This is a genomic window from Streptomyces sp. NBC_00083 (genome assembly GCF_026343295.1).
Taxonomy (GTDB): domain Bacteria; phylum Actinomycetota; class Actinomycetes; order Streptomycetales; family Streptomycetaceae; genus Streptomyces.
On sequence record NZ_JAPELY010000003.1, the window covers coordinates 666531 to 684634 of the forward strand.

General features: G+C 71.8%; 15 protein-coding genes. 8 read left to right on the forward strand and 7 right to left on the reverse strand.

What is annotated here, in order from left to right; translation table 11 throughout:
* The first annotated feature begins 96 nt into the window (after positions 1 to 96).
* A complete protein-coding gene (locus OOJ98_RS26885; RefSeq protein ID WP_267057608.1) occupies positions 97 to 957 on the forward strand; it encodes a polysaccharide deacetylase family protein in 861 nt (286 codons plus the stop codon).
* Between the two features lie 9 nt (positions 958 to 966).
* Here OOJ98_RS26885 and OOJ98_RS26890 read toward each other — a convergent pair whose 3' ends face one another.
* Positions 967 to 1626 carry a class F sortase gene (locus OOJ98_RS26890; protein WP_267057609.1) on the reverse strand — a complete coding sequence of 220 codons (660 nt, stop codon included), beginning with the start codon at positions 1624 to 1626 and terminating at the stop codon, positions 967 to 969.
* A gap of 329 nt (positions 1627 to 1955) precedes the next feature.
* Between OOJ98_RS26890 and OOJ98_RS26895 the strand changes: the two genes are divergently transcribed.
* Positions 1956 to 2441, forward strand: coding sequence for a hypothetical protein (locus OOJ98_RS26895; RefSeq protein WP_267057610.1), 486 nt, complete (start codon positions 1956 to 1958; stop codon positions 2439 to 2441).
* 93 nt (positions 2442 to 2534) lie between these two features.
* On the opposite strand, the gene OOJ98_RS26900 is transcribed toward OOJ98_RS26895, so the two are convergent.
* The 3 genes from OOJ98_RS26900 to OOJ98_RS26910 all read right to left on the reverse strand — a co-directional run bounded on the left by OOJ98_RS26900 (position 2535) and on the right by OOJ98_RS26910 (position 4678).
* Positions 2535 to 3095: a hypothetical protein gene (locus OOJ98_RS26900; protein ID WP_267057611.1), complete on the reverse strand. Its 561-nt coding sequence runs from the start codon at positions 3093 to 3095 to the stop codon at positions 2535 to 2537.
* Positions 3096 to 3298: 203 nt separating this feature from the next.
* Complete coding sequence (locus OOJ98_RS26905) at positions 3299 to 4063, reverse strand: DUF4239 domain-containing protein (protein WP_267057612.1); 765 nt, start codon at positions 4061 to 4063, stop codon at positions 3299 to 3301.
* A gap of 24 nt (positions 4064 to 4087) precedes the next feature.
* The gene (locus OOJ98_RS26910) at positions 4088 to 4678 is read right to left on the reverse strand and encodes a hypothetical protein (RefSeq protein ID WP_267057613.1); all 591 of its coding nucleotides are present in this window, start codon (positions 4676 to 4678) and stop codon (positions 4088 to 4090) included.
* Between the two features lie 226 nt (positions 4679 to 4904).
* Between OOJ98_RS26910 and OOJ98_RS26915 the strand changes: the two genes are divergently transcribed.
* From OOJ98_RS26915 to OOJ98_RS26925, 3 genes are all read left to right on the forward strand, one after another.
* Positions 4905 to 5858: an SCO0930 family lipoprotein gene (locus tag OOJ98_RS26915; protein ID WP_267057614.1), complete on the forward strand. Its 954-nt coding sequence runs from the start codon at positions 4905 to 4907 to the stop codon at positions 5856 to 5858.
* A gap of 256 nt (positions 5859 to 6114) precedes the next feature.
* Positions 6115 to 6927, forward strand: coding sequence for an SAM-dependent methyltransferase (locus OOJ98_RS26920; protein WP_267057615.1), 813 nt, complete (start codon positions 6115 to 6117; stop codon positions 6925 to 6927).
* The gene (locus OOJ98_RS26925; RefSeq protein ID WP_267057616.1) at positions 6924 to 9098 is read left to right on the forward strand and encodes a bifunctional diguanylate cyclase/phosphodiesterase; all 2175 of its coding nucleotides are present in this window, start codon (positions 6924 to 6926) and stop codon (positions 9096 to 9098) included. The genes OOJ98_RS26920 and OOJ98_RS26925 overlap by 4 nt, the downstream gene beginning before the upstream one ends.
* Before the next feature lie 107 nt (positions 9099 to 9205).
* Here the strand turns inward: OOJ98_RS26925 and OOJ98_RS26930 are convergent, their stop codons facing one another.
* Positions 9206 to 10108 carry a LysR family transcriptional regulator gene (locus OOJ98_RS26930; protein ID WP_267057617.1) on the reverse strand — a complete coding sequence of 301 codons (903 nt, stop codon included), beginning with the start codon at positions 10106 to 10108 and terminating at the stop codon, positions 9206 to 9208.
* 83 nt (positions 10109 to 10191) lie between these two features.
* On the opposite strand from OOJ98_RS26930, the gene OOJ98_RS26935 reads away from it, so the two are divergent.
* Genes OOJ98_RS26935 through OOJ98_RS26945 form a run of 3 tightly spaced genes read left to right on the forward strand, consistent with a single transcriptional unit; the run spans position 10192 to position 13611 of the window.
* On the forward strand, positions 10192 to 10908 hold the full coding sequence (locus tag OOJ98_RS26935; protein WP_267057618.1) for a succinate dehydrogenase: 717 nt from the start codon (positions 10192 to 10194) through the stop codon (positions 10906 to 10908).
* A gap of 1 nt (position 10909) precedes the next feature.
* A complete protein-coding gene (locus OOJ98_RS26940) occupies positions 10910 to 12859 on the forward strand; it encodes a fumarate reductase/succinate dehydrogenase flavoprotein subunit (protein WP_267057619.1) in 1950 nt (649 codons plus the stop codon).
* On the forward strand, positions 12856 to 13611 hold the full coding sequence (locus OOJ98_RS26945) for a succinate dehydrogenase/fumarate reductase iron-sulfur subunit (protein WP_267057620.1): 756 nt from the start codon (positions 12856 to 12858) through the stop codon (positions 13609 to 13611). The genes OOJ98_RS26940 and OOJ98_RS26945 overlap by 4 nt, the downstream gene beginning before the upstream one ends.
* Before the next feature lie 81 nt (positions 13612 to 13692).
* On the opposite strand, the gene OOJ98_RS26950 is transcribed toward OOJ98_RS26945, so the two are convergent.
* Positions 13693 to 15441, reverse strand: coding sequence for a carbohydrate binding domain-containing protein (locus tag OOJ98_RS26950; RefSeq protein WP_267057621.1), 1749 nt, complete (start codon positions 15439 to 15441; stop codon positions 13693 to 13695).
* A gap of 227 nt (positions 15442 to 15668) precedes the next feature.
* A complete protein-coding gene (locus OOJ98_RS26955; RefSeq protein ID WP_267057622.1) occupies positions 15669 to 18005 on the reverse strand; it encodes an excinuclease ABC subunit UvrA in 2337 nt (778 codons plus the stop codon).
* Between the last annotated feature and the right edge of the window lie 99 nt (positions 18006 to 18104).

Below are 18104 nucleotides of genomic sequence, written 5' to 3' on the forward strand. Positions count from 1 at the left end.
ATTCGTGCCGGTGTCGCGCGGGCGCGGACGTTTCGCGGGCCCCGCCGCGGGCGGCAGGTCCTAATCTTCCGCCATGACGAACAAAAGCCGTATGTCATGAAAAGGGATCAGATGGTCCCCAGTCGGCGGACACTGCTCCGTGTCACCGCCTGCCTCGGAGCCGCCGCGGCGGTCCGCATGCTGACCGCCGAGGACACCGGCGCCCCGGCGCCCGAGCCCCACTCCGCTCCGGCCGCGGGACCCAAGGCCGCGCAGCCCAAGGCGGCTCCCGTCCGGCCGCGGGCCGGCGCGTACCGCCTGGAACCCATGACCGCCTACACCCCGCCCCGCTACCACACCGCGCTCCCGCCGGTGCGGACCAGACCGTTCCTGAGCATGCCCCAGCTCGGCGAGCACTCGATGGTCCTCACCTTCGACGACGGGCCCGATCCCCGCTACACCCCCGGCATCCTCAAGACCCTGCGCGAACACGACGTGCGCGCGGTGTTCTTCCTGTGCGGCGAGATGGCCACCGACAACCGGGACCTGCTGCGCGAGATGCGCGACGACGGACACGTCATCGGCAACCACACCTGGACCCACCCCCAGCTCAACAAGACGCCCCCCGCCAAGATCCGCGACGAGATCGGCCGCACCAGCGAGGTCATCGAGCAGACCCTCGGCGAGCCGCCGCAGTGGTTCCGCGCGCCCTACGGGGCGTGGAACCGCAACGTGTTCGAGATCCAGGCCGAGATGGGCATGGAGCCGCTCGCGTGGACCGTCGACACCCTCGACTGGACCACGCCCGGCACGCCGACCATCATCCGCCGGGTCCTGGACGGCGCGGCGCCCGGCGTCGTGGTGCTCTCGCACGACGCGGGCGGCGACCGCTCGCAGAGCGTGGCCGCCCTGCGCACCTACCTGCCCGAACTCCTCGCGCAGGGCTACCGGTTGAAGGTGCCGCCGCGCCGCAGATGAGCCCCCCGGCTACTTCACGGACACCAGGCGCGCGAAGGCCACCACGTTCCCGTCGTACCCCCGGGCCCTGGAGAAGCCGCCGCCACACGTGATCACCCGGAGTTCCGGGTGCCCGGTGTCGCCGTACACCCGGGCGCCCGGGAAGGTGGCCTTGGAGAAGACCTCGACCCCGTACACCTCGAACACCGCGGTGCGGCCGTCGAAGCGCTGCACCTCGATGTGGTTGCCCTTCTGGAGCGAACCGAGCCCGTAGAAGACCGCCGGGCCCTTCATGTTGTCGACGTGGCCGACGATCACCGACGTACCGCGCATGCCCGGGGCCACGCCGTTCTGGTACCAGCCCGCCAGGTTCGGGTCCTCCGGCGGGGGAGCCTGCACCCAGCCCTGGGCGTCGGTGCCGACGTCCATGACCGGCGCGTCCACGTTGATCGACTCGATCCGCACCCGGGAGGCCGGGGCGAACGGCAGCGGCTGGAGCGCCGCGGCGGCGGGAGGCGCGGACGCGGTCCCCGCCCCGCTGGTCAGCGCCGCCGCCGCGGCCGGCTGCGGCGGGCCCATCGTCACATCCGCACCGTTGCGCATCAGCGCGAGGCCGGTGAGCATCACCAGGGCAAGAGCCCCCCACGGGGAACGCCTGCGACGTTCCATGCCGCTCTCTTCGTGCGCCATGTCTTCTCGTCAACTCCTTCGCCGTCCACCCTCAGCGCGCCTTCGAGCACCGTAAGGGCGGGGTGGCCGCTCGGCGATCGGAGGGCGGCGAACGGGTGCCGTCCAGCGGGCCTGACCCATCCGGGTCATCGCGCGGCGAAATTGATCTGACGGTCCGTGACCTGCGGGTCCGTCAGATTCCGGGGCCGTTGGGGGACGCGCGGTTCACCAGGGTGGATCAGTGCCGAAATGCGGCTTGTATGAGCGGCGGTGAGGGTTCGACGTGGGAGGCGTACTCGTCGATCATCCCGGGGCACGGCTCCGGGGCGTCCTCCCATGGAGGTTCAACGATGCGTGCTTCACGCGCTCTAACGGTGGCGCTGGCGGTCGGGGCCGCGGTCGGGTTCGCCGCCCCGGCAGCCGTCGCAGGGGGCCCGCCGTCCGGCGGCCCGACCAGTGTCGAAGTCGACCCCTCCTCGGTCCACCAGGGCGCCACCCTGAGGATCACCGCCAGGGGCTGCCAGAACGGCGGCAGGGTCAGCTCGAACGCCTTCGACGAGGTCCACCTGTCGTCGGGCGACATCAACTACGCGACCGCCCGGATCCACGACCACACGACGCCGGGCAACTACAGCCTGGCCGTCAAGTGCAACGACAACGACCGGGTCGCGACGCGCAGCTTCCGGGTCCTCGAGGGCCGGGGCGCCGACGGCGGCCTCGGCGGCGCCGCGGGCCCGACCGGCACCGAGATGGCGATCGGCGGCGGCCTGGCCGGCACCGCCGCGATCGGCGGCGCGCTGTTCCTCGCCCGCCGCCGCGCAGGCGTACGGGTCTGACCGGACGAACCTCCCGGGAGGACCCCAACGATCCGTCGCCCCCGAGTCCTGGCCAGGACTCGGGGGCGACGGGTGTGACGGGGGCGCGGGGGCTCAGTGCTGGCGCCCGCCGGAGCGCCGGCGCAGCACGTAGAACACCCCGGCGCCGGCCACCGCGATCAGCGAGGCCCCGACCGCGAGTTCGACCGTGTCGAGGTCGCCGCCGGCGCTGCCGCCGAGGCCGCCCCGGACGCCGAGCGGCGAGATGGTGGACCGCACCGTGGGGCGGACGGTCGGCCGGACGGTGGAGCTGGTGGTCGGCGAGGCGCCGGTGATCGTCAGCTGCGAGGTGCGCCGCGTGCCGTCGCAGGTGAACGTCACGGTGTAGGTGGCGCCGCGCTTGGCGTCCCGGTCGACCGTCGCGTTGCGCGAGCTGTTCTGGGGGACGCTGACGGTGTCGAACACCCCGGAGGACACGGTGGCCTCGACGGGGCAGTTGGTGACGTTCAGGGTGACCTGGCCGCCCGGTGCGGTCACGGACGGGGTGATGCTGAAGGCGAACGACGTGTCGTTGGCGGCGTGGGGGCTGGTCTGGGCCGCCATGGCGGTGGACGGGGCGAGCGCGAGCGCGCCGGCGCCGATGAGTGCGGCGGATGCGATGCGTATCGCGCCCATGGTCAATCCTCCGGTCCCCGAGGAGCAGCTGCGGAACCGATTCCACAAAGGGGTGAAATGCACCTCGATGCCCGAAACGCTAGGAGGCGGCCCGGCGTGTCGCGATCCGTGTCCGGCGAATGGGGCATCCTCGTCCCCCGCCCGGCCGAGCGGACACCGCGCCGCGACGGCGCGGTGCCGGGGTGCGGCCGGGCGCCGGCGCGTCAGCCGATGCCGGGGAACAGATCGAGGAACGGCCCCGCCGTCGCCGAGATGCCCCGCCCGAACGGGGCGTCGAAGTCCCAGATCAGGAAGAGCAGGAAGGCGATCAGGGCGCTGAAGAGCCCGGCCAGGAGCAGCTCCCGCCAGGTGCGCCTGATCTGCAGCGTGAAGATCAGGCCGACCGTGACCAGCGCCCCGATGATCAGGCCGAACCAGACGACCCCGGGCATGGTGGCCCCGGCCCCCTGCCCGCGGGCGGTCCTGGCCGCGTCGACGGCCCCCACCTGGTCGATCAGCGGCTGGTAGGCCTGTGCCTCGAAGTCGTTGGCCGGGTGGTAGTCCGTCACGTCGCGGCGGATCTGCTCCAGCTTCTGCGCGCTCTCGTCGGTGAGGTCACCGTGCTTGGCCATGTGGCTCCACTCGGTGTGCACCACGTACGAGGCGTACGCCTCGACGTCGGCCCGGGTCCGGTCGCGGACCTCCGCCGGGTAGACCTGGACCCGCTGGCTGATCTCGTGCAGCGCCTGCGCCTCCTGCTGCACATCGGCCTGGGCGGCCCCGCGGCCCTCCCAGACGCCGGCGATGGCGAGGCCGAGGACGATGGCGTACACCACGCCGATCATCATCGTCATGTACTCGATGACGTCCGGGGTGTCGGAAGGATCGTCGTTCTCCGGATCGATCCGGCGGTTGCTGAACAGGGTGATGGTGAGCACGACCGCGCATGCGGCGGCCATGGCGATGACCAGGACGAGCCAGTCGGACAAGGGGGCCTCTCAAGAAGGTGGGGCTCAGCGCGAGCGGGAGCCGGAGCGGGTGCGCAGCAATGCGGCGCCGAGCACGGCGGGCGCGGTGATGAGCAGGGTGAGCGTGACGGGGGACAGCCGCGGCGCCGGCTTCTTGCGCGGCGGCATCCGGTAGGCGCGCAGGACGTACGGCTTCGCGGCCGGCGGCGCCGGGTGCGGCGGGGCACCGGGCGCGGGCGGGGCCGGGGGCACCACCGGCGCCGCGGGGGGCGCTGGCCGGGCCGGAACCGGAGGGGCGGGCCGGTGCACCACCGGGGGCGGCGAGGCGGCGGGCGGCGCCGGGCGCGGCGGCGGCGTGGGCCGGGGCGCGGGCGGGGCCGGCGTGCGTGGCGGCGGAGTGACCGGCGGCGGCGTCGGCGGCGCGTGGGTGTGCGTCGGCCTCGGGTGCGGCCAGGGCGGGAAGGGGCAGTGGTGATGGCCGGAGCCCGCCACCGCCCAGGGCGAACCGCCGCCACTGCCCTGCGACACGGAGGCGTACGCGCAGGCGTCGGCCTGGGCGGCCGGCGCCGGTGCGGCCAACAGCACGGTGAAGGCCGTGGCGGCGAGCAGCCGTCCGGCGAGGTGTCGTCCTTGCACTCAATGATCATCGGGCGGTGAGGGCCCGTGCCGTCGGGGTGGCGGACCGATTCGCCTGAAGGAGGGACTTACCGGCGCTCTGCGCCCGCCACGTTGACCTGCTGTTCGGGTTCGTTCGGAAAATTCCCGCGTTCGCGTTGAACGCACCGTCACCCGCCGCCCGTACTTAGAGCCGTCAACCGGTGCCACCGGCGCCTCAACAGCCTTATGAACCACGGGAGTTGCCATGACCACCTGGCGCAGCACAGCGCTCGCGGCAGCGGCGGCAGCAGTACTGGCACTGACCGCGACGGCCTGCGGCCAGGACAAGGGAAGCGCCTACGGGGCCGGCGGCGGGCAGCCGGTCGCCAACGCCGGCACCGCGAGCCCCGACGCCGGTTACGGGTCGGGCGGCGCGTACGGACAGGCGGGCAACGTCGTGTCCGCCGCCAAACAGGCGGGCCAGCTGACGGTCACCGACAGCAAGGACCTCGGCAAGGTCGTCACCGACAGCGCGGGGTTCACCCTCTACCGCTTCGACAAGGACACCGCGAGTCCGCCCGCCTCGAAGTGCGAGGGCGACTGCGCGACGGCCTGGCCCGCGGTGCCTGCGGCGGGCGTCACCGCGCCGGCCGGCACCGACCAGTCGAAGCTCGGCTCGGTGACCCGCGCCGACGGCACCAAGCAGCTCACCATCGGCGGCTGGCCGATGTACCGCTACAGCAAGGACACCAGCCCCGGCGACACCAACGGGCAGAACGTGGGCGGCACTTGGCACGCCGCCGCGCCCGACGGGAAGAAGGCGTCCGCGGCCGCCCCGGCGCCGGCCGCCGCTCCGCTGCCCGGCCTCTCGGTCCGCAAGGACGCGCGGCTCGGCGACGTCATCGTCGACGCCCGCGGCATGACCGTCTACCGGTTCAAGAAGGACTCCGCCTGGCCCATGAAGTCGGCCTGCACCGGCGCCTGTCTGCAGAAGTGGCCGGCCGTCGCGCCCGTCGCGAAGAACGACACCACGGGCATCGCCCTCAAGGGATTCGTGACCTTCGACCGCCCCGACGGCGTCAAGCAGCAGTCCATCACCTGCTGGCCCGTCTACACCTTCTCCGGTGACACCGCGCCGGGCGACACCAACGGCCAGGGCATGGGCGGCACCTGGTACGCCGTCTCCCCCCAGGGAAAGCTCGTCGGCGCGCCCAAGTAGCCCTGGGCCCCCACCCGTCGGCCCGGCACCGCGACCCCACGCGCGGTGCCGGGCCGATGCGTGTGTCCACCCACCGGTACGGTTGCGTACGCCACGGCGCGTGCCCGTACGATATGGCGCACATGCCCTGGGCCTGTGACCAAGAACGGACGAGCAATTTCCGTTTTTACTCGCTCTCCCGGCGGACGATCAGTAGCCTCAGGCGCAAACAATGGTCATGGTCATGGCCTCCTGCGGCGACTTGTTGGAGACATTGATGGAGCGTCCCGCCTGGGCCCCCCAGGGCATCGACATCTCGGTGCCGAGCGTGTCCCGCATATACGACTACTACCTGGGCGGTTCGCACAACTTCGAGGTGGACCGGGAAGCGGCCCGCGAGGCCATGCGGTTCATGCCGGGACTGCCCAAGGTCATGCAGGCCAACCGTGCTTTCATGCGCCGGGCCGTGCGATTCGCCGTGGGTGAGGGCGTCACGCAATTCCTGGACATCGGATCCGGAATCCCGACTTTCGGAAATGTTCACGAAGTCGCCCAGGCGGCCAGCCCCGAGGCGCGCGTGCTGTACGTCGACCACGATCCGGTCGCCGTCGCCCACAGCCGTGCCGTTCTCGAAGGCAACGAACACGCCGCGATCGCGGCGGCCGACCTGCGCAAGCCGCAGGACATTCTGAGCGCCGCCGAACAGTCCCAACTCCTCGACCTGTCACGGCCGGTGGCGCTCCTCCTGGTCGCCGTGCTGCACTTCATCGAGGACCAGGACGACCCCCGCGCGGCCGTCGCCGAGCTGCGCGACGCGCTCGCCCCGGGCAGCCTCCTCGTGCTCACCCACGCCTCCTACGAAGGCATCCCGCTCACCGAGGAAGAGGCCGGCGGCACCGTGGGCGTCTACCGCACCATCAAGAATCCGCTGGTGATGCGCGCCCGCGAGGAGGTCGCCCGGTTCTTCGACGGGTTCACCATCGTCGAGCCCGGACTGGTGTCGATGCCGCTGTGGCGGCCCGAGAACGACACCGACCAGGAAGATCCGTACGCCTTCTCCGGCTTCGCCGGCGTGGGGCGCAAGGCGTGAGCACCCCGCCCCGGGCGCCCGCTCCGGACCTCGCGCCGGACAGCCCCGAAGACCGGCTCAGACGGTTCGCGACGATATGGAGCCGGGCGATCTTCCCGGTGACGGCGACCTCGCTGACCCGGCCCGAGTTCGAGCAGCACCTGGTGCCGCTGGCCCGCCGCCTCATCCAGGCCCTGCACGGGCGGCACTTCGACCCGTCGCCGGCGCAGGAGGCGGGCGCCGCCCTGGTCGCGGCGCACTGCACCGACCCGGACGCGCTCAGCCGCAGTCTCGGCGTGGTCGAGTCCTACCTCGTCCTGTACTGCGGCGCGGGCGACGAGATCTCCGTCGAGGAGGCGCATGCGCGCTGCGCCCGGCTCCAGCACGCCCTCGCGGCCGGCTTCGCCGGTGCCCTGCGCGAGCGCACCCGGTCCGAGCAGGAGGCCATCGCCCGCTCCGCGATGTCGGCGCGGAGCGCGGCCCTGGAGGCCCTGCACGCCACGGAGACGCGCTTCCGCGCCGTCTTCGAGGGCGCCGCGATCGGCATCGGCATCGCCGATCTGGAAGGCCGGGTCCTCGAGGTCAACGAGACCCTCACCCGGATGTTCGGCGGCATAGAGGGCCAGATCCGCAGCCGCAACGTCAGCGAGTGGGTGCACCCCGAGGACGCCCCGCACGTCTGGCGGCTGTACGGAGAACTGGTCCGGGGCGAGCGCGACCACTACCGCGTCGAGAAGCCCTACTACCGCGGCGACGGCACCGTCCTGTGGACCAACCTCACCGTCTCGCTGCTGCGCGACGCCGAGGGCAATCCGAAGTACCAGCTCGCGCTGATGGAGGACACCACCGAGCGCCGGCTGCTCAATCTGCGGCTGCGGTACGAGGCCACCCACGACGCGCTCACCGGACTGCCCAACCGCACGCTGTTCTTCGAGCGGCTGGAAAAGGCGCTCGCGCCGGGCGACGGCAAGCGTTTCGGCCTGTGCTACCTGGACCTCGACGGCTTCAAGGCGGTCAACGACAGCCTCGGCCACTCCGCGGGCGACCGGCTCCTGGTGGAGGTCGCCGACCGGCTGCAGAGCTGCGCCACCGGCCCCGGCGAGATGGTGGCCCGGCTCGGCGGCGACGAGTTCGTGGCGCTGACCACGGGCCCGGACACCGAGTTCGAGGCGGACGAACTGGCCTCGCGCATCCTGAACACGCTGGCCACCCCGATCCGCATCGAGGGCCGCGAGCTGACGGTGCGCGGCTCGATCGGCGTCGTCGAGGGGCCCGCGGGGGAGCGCAGCGCCGCCGAGGTGCTGCGCAGCGCCGACATCACGATGTACCGGGCCAAGTCGGCCGGCGGCAACCGCTTCGAGTTCGCCGACGCCGAGGCCGACGCCCGTGCGATCACCCGGCACGGCCTGACCAACGCGCTGCCCGCGGCCCTGGAGCGCGGTGAGTTCTTCATCGAGTACCAGCCGCTCGTGCACCTCGGCGACGGCAGTGTGCACGGCGCCGAGGCGCTGGTGCGCTGGTCGCACCCGCAGCACGGCGTGCTCGGCCCCGACCGGTTCATCCCGCTCGCCGAGCACACCGGGCTCATCGTGCCGCTCGGCCGCTGGGTGATGCAGGAGTCCGTACGCCAGGCCCGCGCCTGGCAGCTGGCCCACCCCGGCGCCACCGACGGCGGCCCGCTGCGGATCAACGTCAACCTGTCGCCGACCCAGCTCTACCATCCCGGTCTGGTCGCCGACACCGTCGAGATGCTGGAGCGCACCGGGCTCACCCCGGGCGCCCTCTGCCTGGAGGTCACCGAGTCCGCGCTCATCGGCGCCGACGACGACCTGCTCAAGCCGCTGCGGCAGCTCGCCGACATGGGGGTCGACATAGCCCTGGACGACTTCGGCACGGGCTACTCCAACCTCGCCAACCTGCGCCGTCTTCCGGTGAGCGTGCTCAAGCTGGACCGGTCCTTCACCCAGTCCATGCAGCAACTGCCCGCCGACCCCGTGGACATCAAGATCGTCGAGGGGATCGTCTCGCTGGCGCACAGCCTGTCGCTCGCGGTGACCGTGGAGGGCGTGGAGACGGGCGCCCAGGCCGAGCAGCTGAAGGAGCTGGGCTGCGACACCGCACAGGGCTGGTACTACGCCCGGCCCGGGGCGCCGGACCGGATCCACTCGCTGGCCCTCGTGGACGCGGTGTGACCTGACGGCGCGGGGGCCGGGGCCGAGGCCTCCGGCCTCCGCTCGCGGGACGGGCGGAGGCACGGCTCGTGCCGAGACCGTCGCCCCGCCCCCGCCCGCGGGGCGGCTCAGCCGTCCGCGCGTCGCCCCGTCCCGATGCTGAGCAGCACCCGCTGCAACTCCCGTGCCGCGCGCGGCGGGTCCACGTCGCTGCGGTGGGCCAGCGCGATGGCGCGGCGCAGACCGGGGCGGGCGAGCGGGGTGACCCGCAGGTCCTTGGCCCGCGCCGCCACCATGCTCGGCACCACGGCCACCCCGAGCCCGGCGCGTACGAAGCCGAGCACCGCGTCCATCTCGCCGCCCTCCACGGTGAACGCGGGCTCGAACCCCTCGGCCCGGCACGCCGCCACGGTCAGCTCCCGCAGGTCGTAGCCGTGCCGGAACATCACCAGGGGGGCGTCGCGCAGCTCGCCGATCCGCACCGCGCCACCGGAGCCCGGCGCCGTCTCGCCCGGCGAGGAGACCACCACCAGGTCCTCCTGGAGCAGCTCGATCGTGGTGAGGGCCGGGGAGCCGGCCGGCAGCGGCAGCACGATGAGCGCCAAGTCCAGGGCGCCGCGCGCCAGTTCGCGTACGAGATCGTGCGAGCCGCCCTCCTCGATGAGGAGCTGGATGCCGGGATGGCGGTCGTGGAAGGCGCGCAGCACATCGGGGAGCAGGCCCGTGCAGAGACTGGGGGTGGCCCCCAGCCGCACCCGGCCGCGCCGCAGCTGGGCCAGCTCCTGGACCTCGATGCGGGCGGTGTCCGCGTCCGCCAGGATGCGCCGGGCCAGCGGGAGCAGGGCCTCACCGGCGTCGGTGAGCGCGATGTTGCCCCGGGCGCGGCTGAACAGCTCGGCGCCCAGCTCGTTCTCCAGCGCCTTGATCTGCTGGGAGAGCGAGGGCTGCGAGACGTGCACGCGCTCGGCGGCCCGGGTGAAGTGCCGGGTCTCCGCGACTGCCACGAAGTAGAGGAGCTGCTGGAACTGCATCCCCCTACGATAGGGCATCTCTATGGAGATGAGCCGAACCATGTCTTGGACCTCTTGGGTCGTTCGCCTCTAGCGTCAATGACATGGCTCTGGCAACGCGCACCGACAAGCGGACGGACAAACGGCCGTCCCTGCCGCGCACCCTCTGGGACTCGACCGTCGGCAAGAAGACGATCATGGCCGTGAGCGGTCTGATCATGCTGTCCTACCTGGTCGTGCACATGATGGGCAACTTGAAGATCTTCTTCGGGGCCGGTCAGTTCGACTCCTACGCCCACTGGCTGCGCACCATCGGAGAGCCCTTCCTGCACTACGAGTGGGCGTTGTGGCTCATCCGCGTGGTCCTGGTGGCCGCGGTCGTCGGGCACGCCGTCGCCGCGTACCAGCTGAGCCGCCGCGACATCCGCGCCCGCCCCAGCCGCTACGTCCACCGGCGGGCCCGGTCGAGCTACGCGACCCGCACCATGCGCTGGGGCGGCATCATCCTCGCGCTGTTCATCGTCTGGCACATCCTGGACCTGACGACCGGCACCGTGCACGCCGGCTTCCGGCCGGGCCACCCCTACCAGAACGTCGTGGACACCTTCTCCACCTGGTACGGCAACACCATCTACATCGTGGCGATGGCCGCGCTCGCCCTCCACGTACAGCACGGGTTCTGGAGCGCCGCCCAGACCCTCGGCGTCGGCAACGCCACCCGCGACCGGGTCCTCAAGGCCCTCGCCAACGTCCTCGCCGTGCTGCTCTTCGCCGGATTCGTCTCCGTACCCGTCGCCGTCATGACCGGAGTGGTGAGCTGACATGACCTCCTACACCGACTACACGCAGGGCGACCCGGTCGTCGACAACCGCGCGCCGCAGGGCCCGGTCGCCGAGCGCTGGGACACCCGCCGCTTCGAAGCCAAACTCGTCAACCCGGCCAACCGCCGCAAACACACCGTCATCGTGGTAGGCACCGGCCTCGCGGGCGGCTCGGCCGGCGCCACCCTCGCCGAACAGGGCTACCACGTCGTCCAGTTCTGCTTCCAGGACTCGCCGCGCCGCGCCCACTCCATCGCCGCGCAGGGCGGCATCAACGCCGCGAAGAACTACCGCAACGACGGCGACTCCATCCACCGTCTGTTCTACGACACCGTCAAGGGCGGCGACTTCCGGGCCCGCGAGTCCAACGTCCACCGCCTCGCGCAGATCTCCGTCGAGATCATCGACCAGTGCGTGGCCCAGGGCGTGCCGTTCGCCCGCGAGTACGGCGGCCTCCTCGACACCCGCTCCTTCGGCGGCGTCCAGGTCTCGCGCACCTTCTACGCCCGCGGCCAGACGGGCCAGCAGCTCCTGCTCGGCGCCTACCAGGCACTGTCCCGCCAAATCGCGGCCGGGAACGTGGAGTTGCACGCCCGTACCGAGATGCTCGACCTGATCGTGGTGGACGGCAGGGCGCGCGGCATCGTCGCGCGCGACCTCGTCACCGGAAAGATCGACACCTACTTCGCGGACGCCGTGGTCCTCGCCGGCGGCGGCTACGGAAACGTCTTCTACCTCTCCACCAACGCCATGAACTCCAACGCGACCGCGATCTGGCGGGCGCACCGCCGAGGCGCCCTCTTCGCCAACCCCTGCTTCACACAGATCCACCCGACCTGCATCCCGCGCACCGGCGAGCACCAGTCCAAGCTCACCCTGATGAGCGAATCGCTGCGCAACGACGGCCGGATCTGGGTGCCCAAGGCCCAGGGCGACACCCGCCCGGCGGCCGAGATCCCCGAGGACGAGCGCGACTACTACCTGGAGCGCGTCTACCCCGCCTTCGGCAACCTGGTGCCGCGCGACATCGCCTCGCGCGCCGCGAAGAACGTCTGCGACGAGGGGCGCGGCGTCGGCCCCGGCGGCCAGGGCGTCTACCTCGACTTCGCCGACGCCATCGCACGGATGGGGCGAGCCGCCGTCGAGGCGAAGTACGGCAACCTCTTCGACATGTACGCGCGGATCACCGCCGAGGACCCGTACGAGACGCCCATGCGGATCTACCCGGCCGTGCACTACACGATGGGCGGGCTGTGGGTCGACTACGACCTCCAGACCACCGTGCCGGGCCTGTTCGCGATCGGCGAGGCGAACTTCTCCGACCACGGCGCCAACCGGCTCGGCGCCTCCGCCCTGATGCAGGGCCTCGCCGACGGCTACTTCGTGCTGCCCGCGACCATCAACGACTACCTCGCGCGCACCCCGCACCAGGAGCCCGTCACCGACGCGCACCCGGCGGTCGCCGAAGCCGTGGCCGAGACCGAGGACCGTCTGCACCTGCTCCTCGCGGTGGACGGCGACCGCACGCCCGACTCCTTCCACCGCGAGATCGGCGAACTCCTGTGGGAGTACTGCGGGATGGCCCGCACCGAGTCGGGCCTGCGCAAGGCGCTCGACCGGCTCCCGCAGATCCGCGAGGAGTTCTGGCGCCGGATCAAGGTGCCGGGCAGCGGCGAGGAGTTCAACCAGTCCCTGGAGAAGGCCAACCGGATCGTCGACTACCTGGAACTCGCCGAACTCATGTGCCTCGACGCCCTGCACCGCGCCGAGTCCTGCGGCGGCCACTTCCGCGAGGAGTCCCAGACCCCCCAAGGCGAGGCCGAACGCCGCGACGAGGAGTTCTCGTACGCCGCCGCCTGGGAGTTCACCGGCACCGGCGCCCCGCCCGTCCTGCACAAGGAAGACCTCGTCTTCGAGTACGTCCACCCCACCCAGCGGAGCTACGCATGAAGCTCACCCTGCGCGTCTGGCGCCAGAAGAACGCCGACTCGACCGGAAGCATGGCCACTTACGACGTCGACGACATCTCGTCCGACATGTCGTTCCTGGAAATGCTCGACACGCTCAACGAGGACCTCATCCTCAAGGGCGAGGAGCCGGTCGCCTTCGACCACGACTGCCGCGAGGGCATCTGCGGGGCGTGTTCGCTCGTCATCAACGGCGATGCCCACGGCCCCGAGCAGACCACCGCCTGCCAGCTCCACATGCGCTCGTTCGACGACGGTGACACCATCGACGTCGAGCCGTGGCGCGCCTCGGCCTTCCCGGTCGTCAAGGACCTCGTGGTGGACCGCTCGGCTTTCGACCGGATCATCCAGGCCGGCGGATACATCAGCGTGCCGACGGGCGCCGCCCCCGAGGCCCACGCCACCCCGGTGCCCAAGCCCGACGCCGACTTCGCCTTCGAACACGCCGAGTGCATCGGCTGCGGCGCCTGCGTGGCGGCCTGCCCCAACGGTTCGGCGATGCTGTTCACCTCGGCGAAGATCAACCATCTGAACGTGCTGCCGCAGGGCGCCCCCGAACGCGAGACGCGGGTCCTGGACATGGTGGGCCAGATGGACGCCGAGGGCTTCGGCGGCTGCACCCTGACGGGGGAGTGCGCGACGGCCTGCCCCAAGGGCATCCCGCTCCCCTCGATCGCGGCCATGAACAAGGAGTGGCTGCGCGCGACGAGGAAGGCGAAGAAGGTGGGCCGCTGACGCCGCGGGGCGCGCCCCTGGTGACTCCCAAGGACGCGCCCGCCTGATCAACCGACCTGCTTGTTAGGCCAGTTGCTGTGTCTAGGCGACGGACAGATCGTCCCCGTACACCGCGCCCTGGCCGTACCAGCCGTGCAGGTAGACGGTGACGGTGCCCGAGGCGCCGGTGGTGAACGGCACGGTCAGCTGGGTCCAGCCGCTGGAGTTGGTCCAGGTGCTGCCGGTGGCGCCGCCCCGCACGCCGAGGTAGGCGTAGCTGCCCTGCACCCAACCACTGAGCGTGTACTTGGTGTTGGGGGCGAGGGTGAGTGTCTGCGCGCACTCACCGGTCTGGCCGGCGGTGGGCGCGGTCTTCAGCGCGTGCGAGCCGCCGTGCACCGGGCTCGACACCACGGCGGCGCCGCTGTCGCAGGTCCACGGGGTGAGCGAGCCGCTCTCGAAGCCGCCGTTGACGAGCGCGCCGGTCTGGCCGCCGGGGCCGGACACGGTGAGCGTGAAGGTGGCGGAGTGGGTGAGCGTGCCGGCCGTACCGGTGACGGTGATCGGGTACGTGCCGGGCGCGGCCGAGGCGGACGCGGCGACGGTGAGCTGTGCCGAGCCGCCCGCGGTGACGGAGCCGGGGCTGAGCGTCGCGGTGACACCGGCGGGGGCGCCGGTGGCGGTCAGGGCGAGGGACTTGGCGTTGCCCGAGGTGACGGCGGTGCTCACCGTGGCGGTGGTGGAGCCGCCGGGCGCGACCGAGGCCGAGCCGGGGGTGACGCCCACCGAGAAGTCGTCCTGGACGGGGCCGCCGCCCCCGGTGAAGGGCTCGAAGGTGTGGCTGAAGTACCAGGTGTCCTGGGCGATGCCGGAGCAGGTGTCCGAGCCGCCGGTGCCGGGGCAGCCGCCGTTGTCGCGCTGGAGCGCCCAGAAGGACAGCGTGTTGATGCCCTTGGAGACGGCCCAGTTGTAGACGGCGGTCGCGTCGGCGGTGGTGAACGTCTCGGCCGGCCCGTAGTCGTCGATGCCCGGCATCTCGGTGACGCCGACCATGCCCCACAGCTGGGCGGACGAGGTGCCCGGGTAGAGGGAGGCCAGCTGGTCGTGGAGTCCGGTGGCCGCGGTCTGGGTGTCGTTCGCCATGTTGTGCGTGGCGCCGTCGTAGTAGTCGAAGGTCATGATGTTGACGACGTCGACCTTCGCGCCGTACTTGACCGCGCTCTTGAGCACCGCGAGCCCGCTGTCGGCGAGACCGCTCGTTGTGGTCGGCAGGGTGTAGGAGAACTGCACCGAGCGCCCGTTGGCCGCCGCCCAGTCCTGCACCTTCTTGATCGCCTGGTTGCGGCGGTCGACGCCGGCCTTGTTGGTCAGCGAGTTGTCCTCGATGTCCATGTCGAGCCGCGACAGGTCGTAGGTGGTGATGACCTTCTCGTACGCGGCGGCGATGGAGTCGACGCTGGTGCAGCTGTCGGCGATCTCGGTGCCGCCGTTGTCGGCCGCATAGCCGCCGAACGAGGGGATGACGTCGCCGCCGCGCGAGCGGATGGTGGTGATGTCGGCGCCGAACACGGACGAGGAGATCGGCTGGTCGGTCGAGCCGTTCCAGTACGGGGTGCACGACCCCTTCGCCTCGGCCTGCACGAACGCCATGGTCAGGTACTTGGCGCCCGACTTCTGCGCCAGATCGGCGGGGCTGTCGGAGGAGTACGCCTCGAAGTACGGCGCGAAGATGTGGGCAGGCAGCGGAGTCGCGGCATGCGCCGCACCGCCGGCCCCGATGACCAGGCCGGCGGACGCGGCGACGGTACTGAGCGTGGCGAGCAGGGCGCGAACGGATCTCGGGCGTCTCATCGGGGCTCTCCGACGGGGTGAGAGAAGGGTGCGGACGCCCCATGATTGGTCTGGACCAGCAACCGGTCAAGGGTCTAGGCCAATTAATTCCGCGCGCTTTGCTGTTGGCTCAACTCGCTTACGGGGCAGGCACATAGGGGCGTACGCCGCGCCGTCGCACGTCGAGTTCCCCTACGGCGAGGCGGCGTCGACGGCACCCCGCCCCCCGCGCCGCCGGGGTGGGAACGTCAGGCCAGCGCCCGCGCCAGGTACGGTGCGGTGCGGCTCTGGGGTGTGGTGGCTACCTTTGCCGGGGGGCCGCAGGCCACGATGTGGCCGCCCTCGTCGCCGCCTCCCGGGCCCAGGTCCAGCATCCAGTCCGCGCCCGCCACCACCGTCATGTCGTGCTCGACGACGATCACCGAGTGGCCCGCGTCCACCAGGCCGTGGAGTTGGCGCAGCAGGATCTCGACGTCCGCCGGGTGCAGGCCCGTGGTCGGCTCGTCCAGGACGTACAGCGTGTGGTCGCGGTGGGTGCGCTGCAACTCCGTTGCCAGCTTGATGCGTTGGGCCTCGCCGCCGGAGAGTTCCGTCGCGGGCTGGCCCAGGCGCAGGTAGCCGAGCCCGACGTCGAGCAGGGTGGTCAGGCTCCGCGCCGCGGCGGGGGTGTCGGCGAAGAACTCGGCCGCCGCCTCCACCGTCAGGTCGAGCACCCCCGCGATGGTGCGTCCCCGGTGGGTGACCTCCAGCGTCTCGGGGTTGTAGCGCGCGCCCTGGCAGTCCGGGCACGGCGCGTACGTGCTCGGCAGGAACAGCAGCTCCACCGACACGAACCCTTCGCCCTGGCAGGTCTCGCAGCGCCCGCCCCTCACATTGAACGAGAACCGGCCCGCCTTGTAACCACGGGCCTTCGCCTCGTCGGTCTCCGCGAAGAGTTTGCGTACGACGTCGAACAGGCCGGTGTACGTCGCCAGATTGGAGCGCGGTGTGCGGCCGATCGGCTTCTGATCGACCCTCACCAGGCGCCCTACGCCCGGGAGTTGCTCGTGGATCGCGTCCACCAGCGTCGACTTCCCCGAGCCCGACACCCCGGTCACCGCGGTGAACGCCCCCAGCGGGAAGGCCGCGTCGACACCGCGCAGATTGTGCCGGGTCACGCCGGTCAGCTCCAGCCAGGCGCGCGGCTCCCGGACGGTGCGGCGTGGCGCCGGGGCGCGGTCGAAGAGATAGCGCCGCGTCGCCGACCCCGCAACGTGGGCCAGCTCGGCCGGCGGTCCGCTGTGCAGGACCCGGCCGCCGTGCTCGCCGGCCAACGGGCCCACGTCGACCAGCCAGTCCGCGTTCCGCATCACATCAAGGTGGTGCTCGACCACGAACACCGAATTGCCCGCGGCCTTCAGCCGGTCGAGGACCGTGAGCAGCGCCTCCGTGTCGGCCGGGTGCAGCCCCGCCGACGGCTCGTCCAGGACGTACACCACGCCGAAGAGCCCGGAGCGCAACTGCGTGGCGAGCCGCAGGCGTTGCAGTTCGCCCGCCGAGAGCGTGGGCGCGGTGCGGTCCAGGCTCAGGTAGCCGAGGCCGAGTTCGACGACCGGGCCGATGCGGGAGAGGAGGTCACCGGTGACGGCGGCGGCGGTCGGGCCGCCCTCCGCCGAGCGCAGCAGCTCGGCCAGCGCGGTGAGCGGGAGCGCCACCAGGTCGGCGATGGTGCGGCCCGCGAAGGTGACGGCGAGCGCCTCGGGACGCAGCCGGGCGCCGCCGCACACCGGGCAGTCCGCCGCGGTCAGGAAGCGTTCCGCCTTCGTCCGCAGGGTCTGGCTCTTGCTCTCCGCGAACGTCTTCATCACATAGCGCCGCGCGCTGAAGTACGTTCCCTGGTAAGGGCGTTGGATGCGGTCGGCGTCCCGCACCGGGTGCACTGTGACGACCGGCTGTTCGTCGGTGAACAGGATCCAGTCCCGGTCCTGCTGGGCGAGCTCCCGCCAGGGCCGGTCCACGTCGTACCCGAGCGCGTCGAGCACGTCACGCAGGTTCTTGCCCTGCCAGGCCCCCGGCCACGCGGCGATCGCGCCCTCGCGGATCGACAGCGAGGGATCGGGGACGAGCAGCGCCTCGCTCGTGCGGTGGACGCGGCCGAGGCCCTGGCACTCGGGACAGGCGCCGACGGCCGTGTTGGGGGAGAACGAGTCCGAGTCGAGCCGCTCGGCGCCGGGCGGGTAGTCGCCGGCCCGGGAGAACAGCATCCGCAGCGAGTTGGAGAGCGTGGTCACCGTGCCGACCGAGGAGCGCGAGGAGGGTGCCGAGCGCCGCTGCTCCAGGGAGACGGCCGGGGGCAGCCCCGAGATCTCGCCGACGTCCGGCGCGCCCACCTGGTGGATCAGCCGGCGGGCGTAGGGCGCGACCGACTCGAAGTACCGGCGCTGCGCCTCGGCATAGATCGTGCCGAACGCGAGCGAGGATTTGCCCGACCCGGAGACACCGGTGAACACCGCGAGGCAGTCGCGCGGGATGTCGACGTCCACCGCGCGCAGATTGTGCTCCCGGGCGCCACGGACACGGACGAACGGGTCAGAGGGGCTTTGCATACCGGAATCCTACGGGTGGCTCTGCCCGCGTCCTCAATCGCCGGACGGGCCGAGATCGCCTCGACTGAGCACCCTGCCAGGGGCCAGCTCACCCAGGGG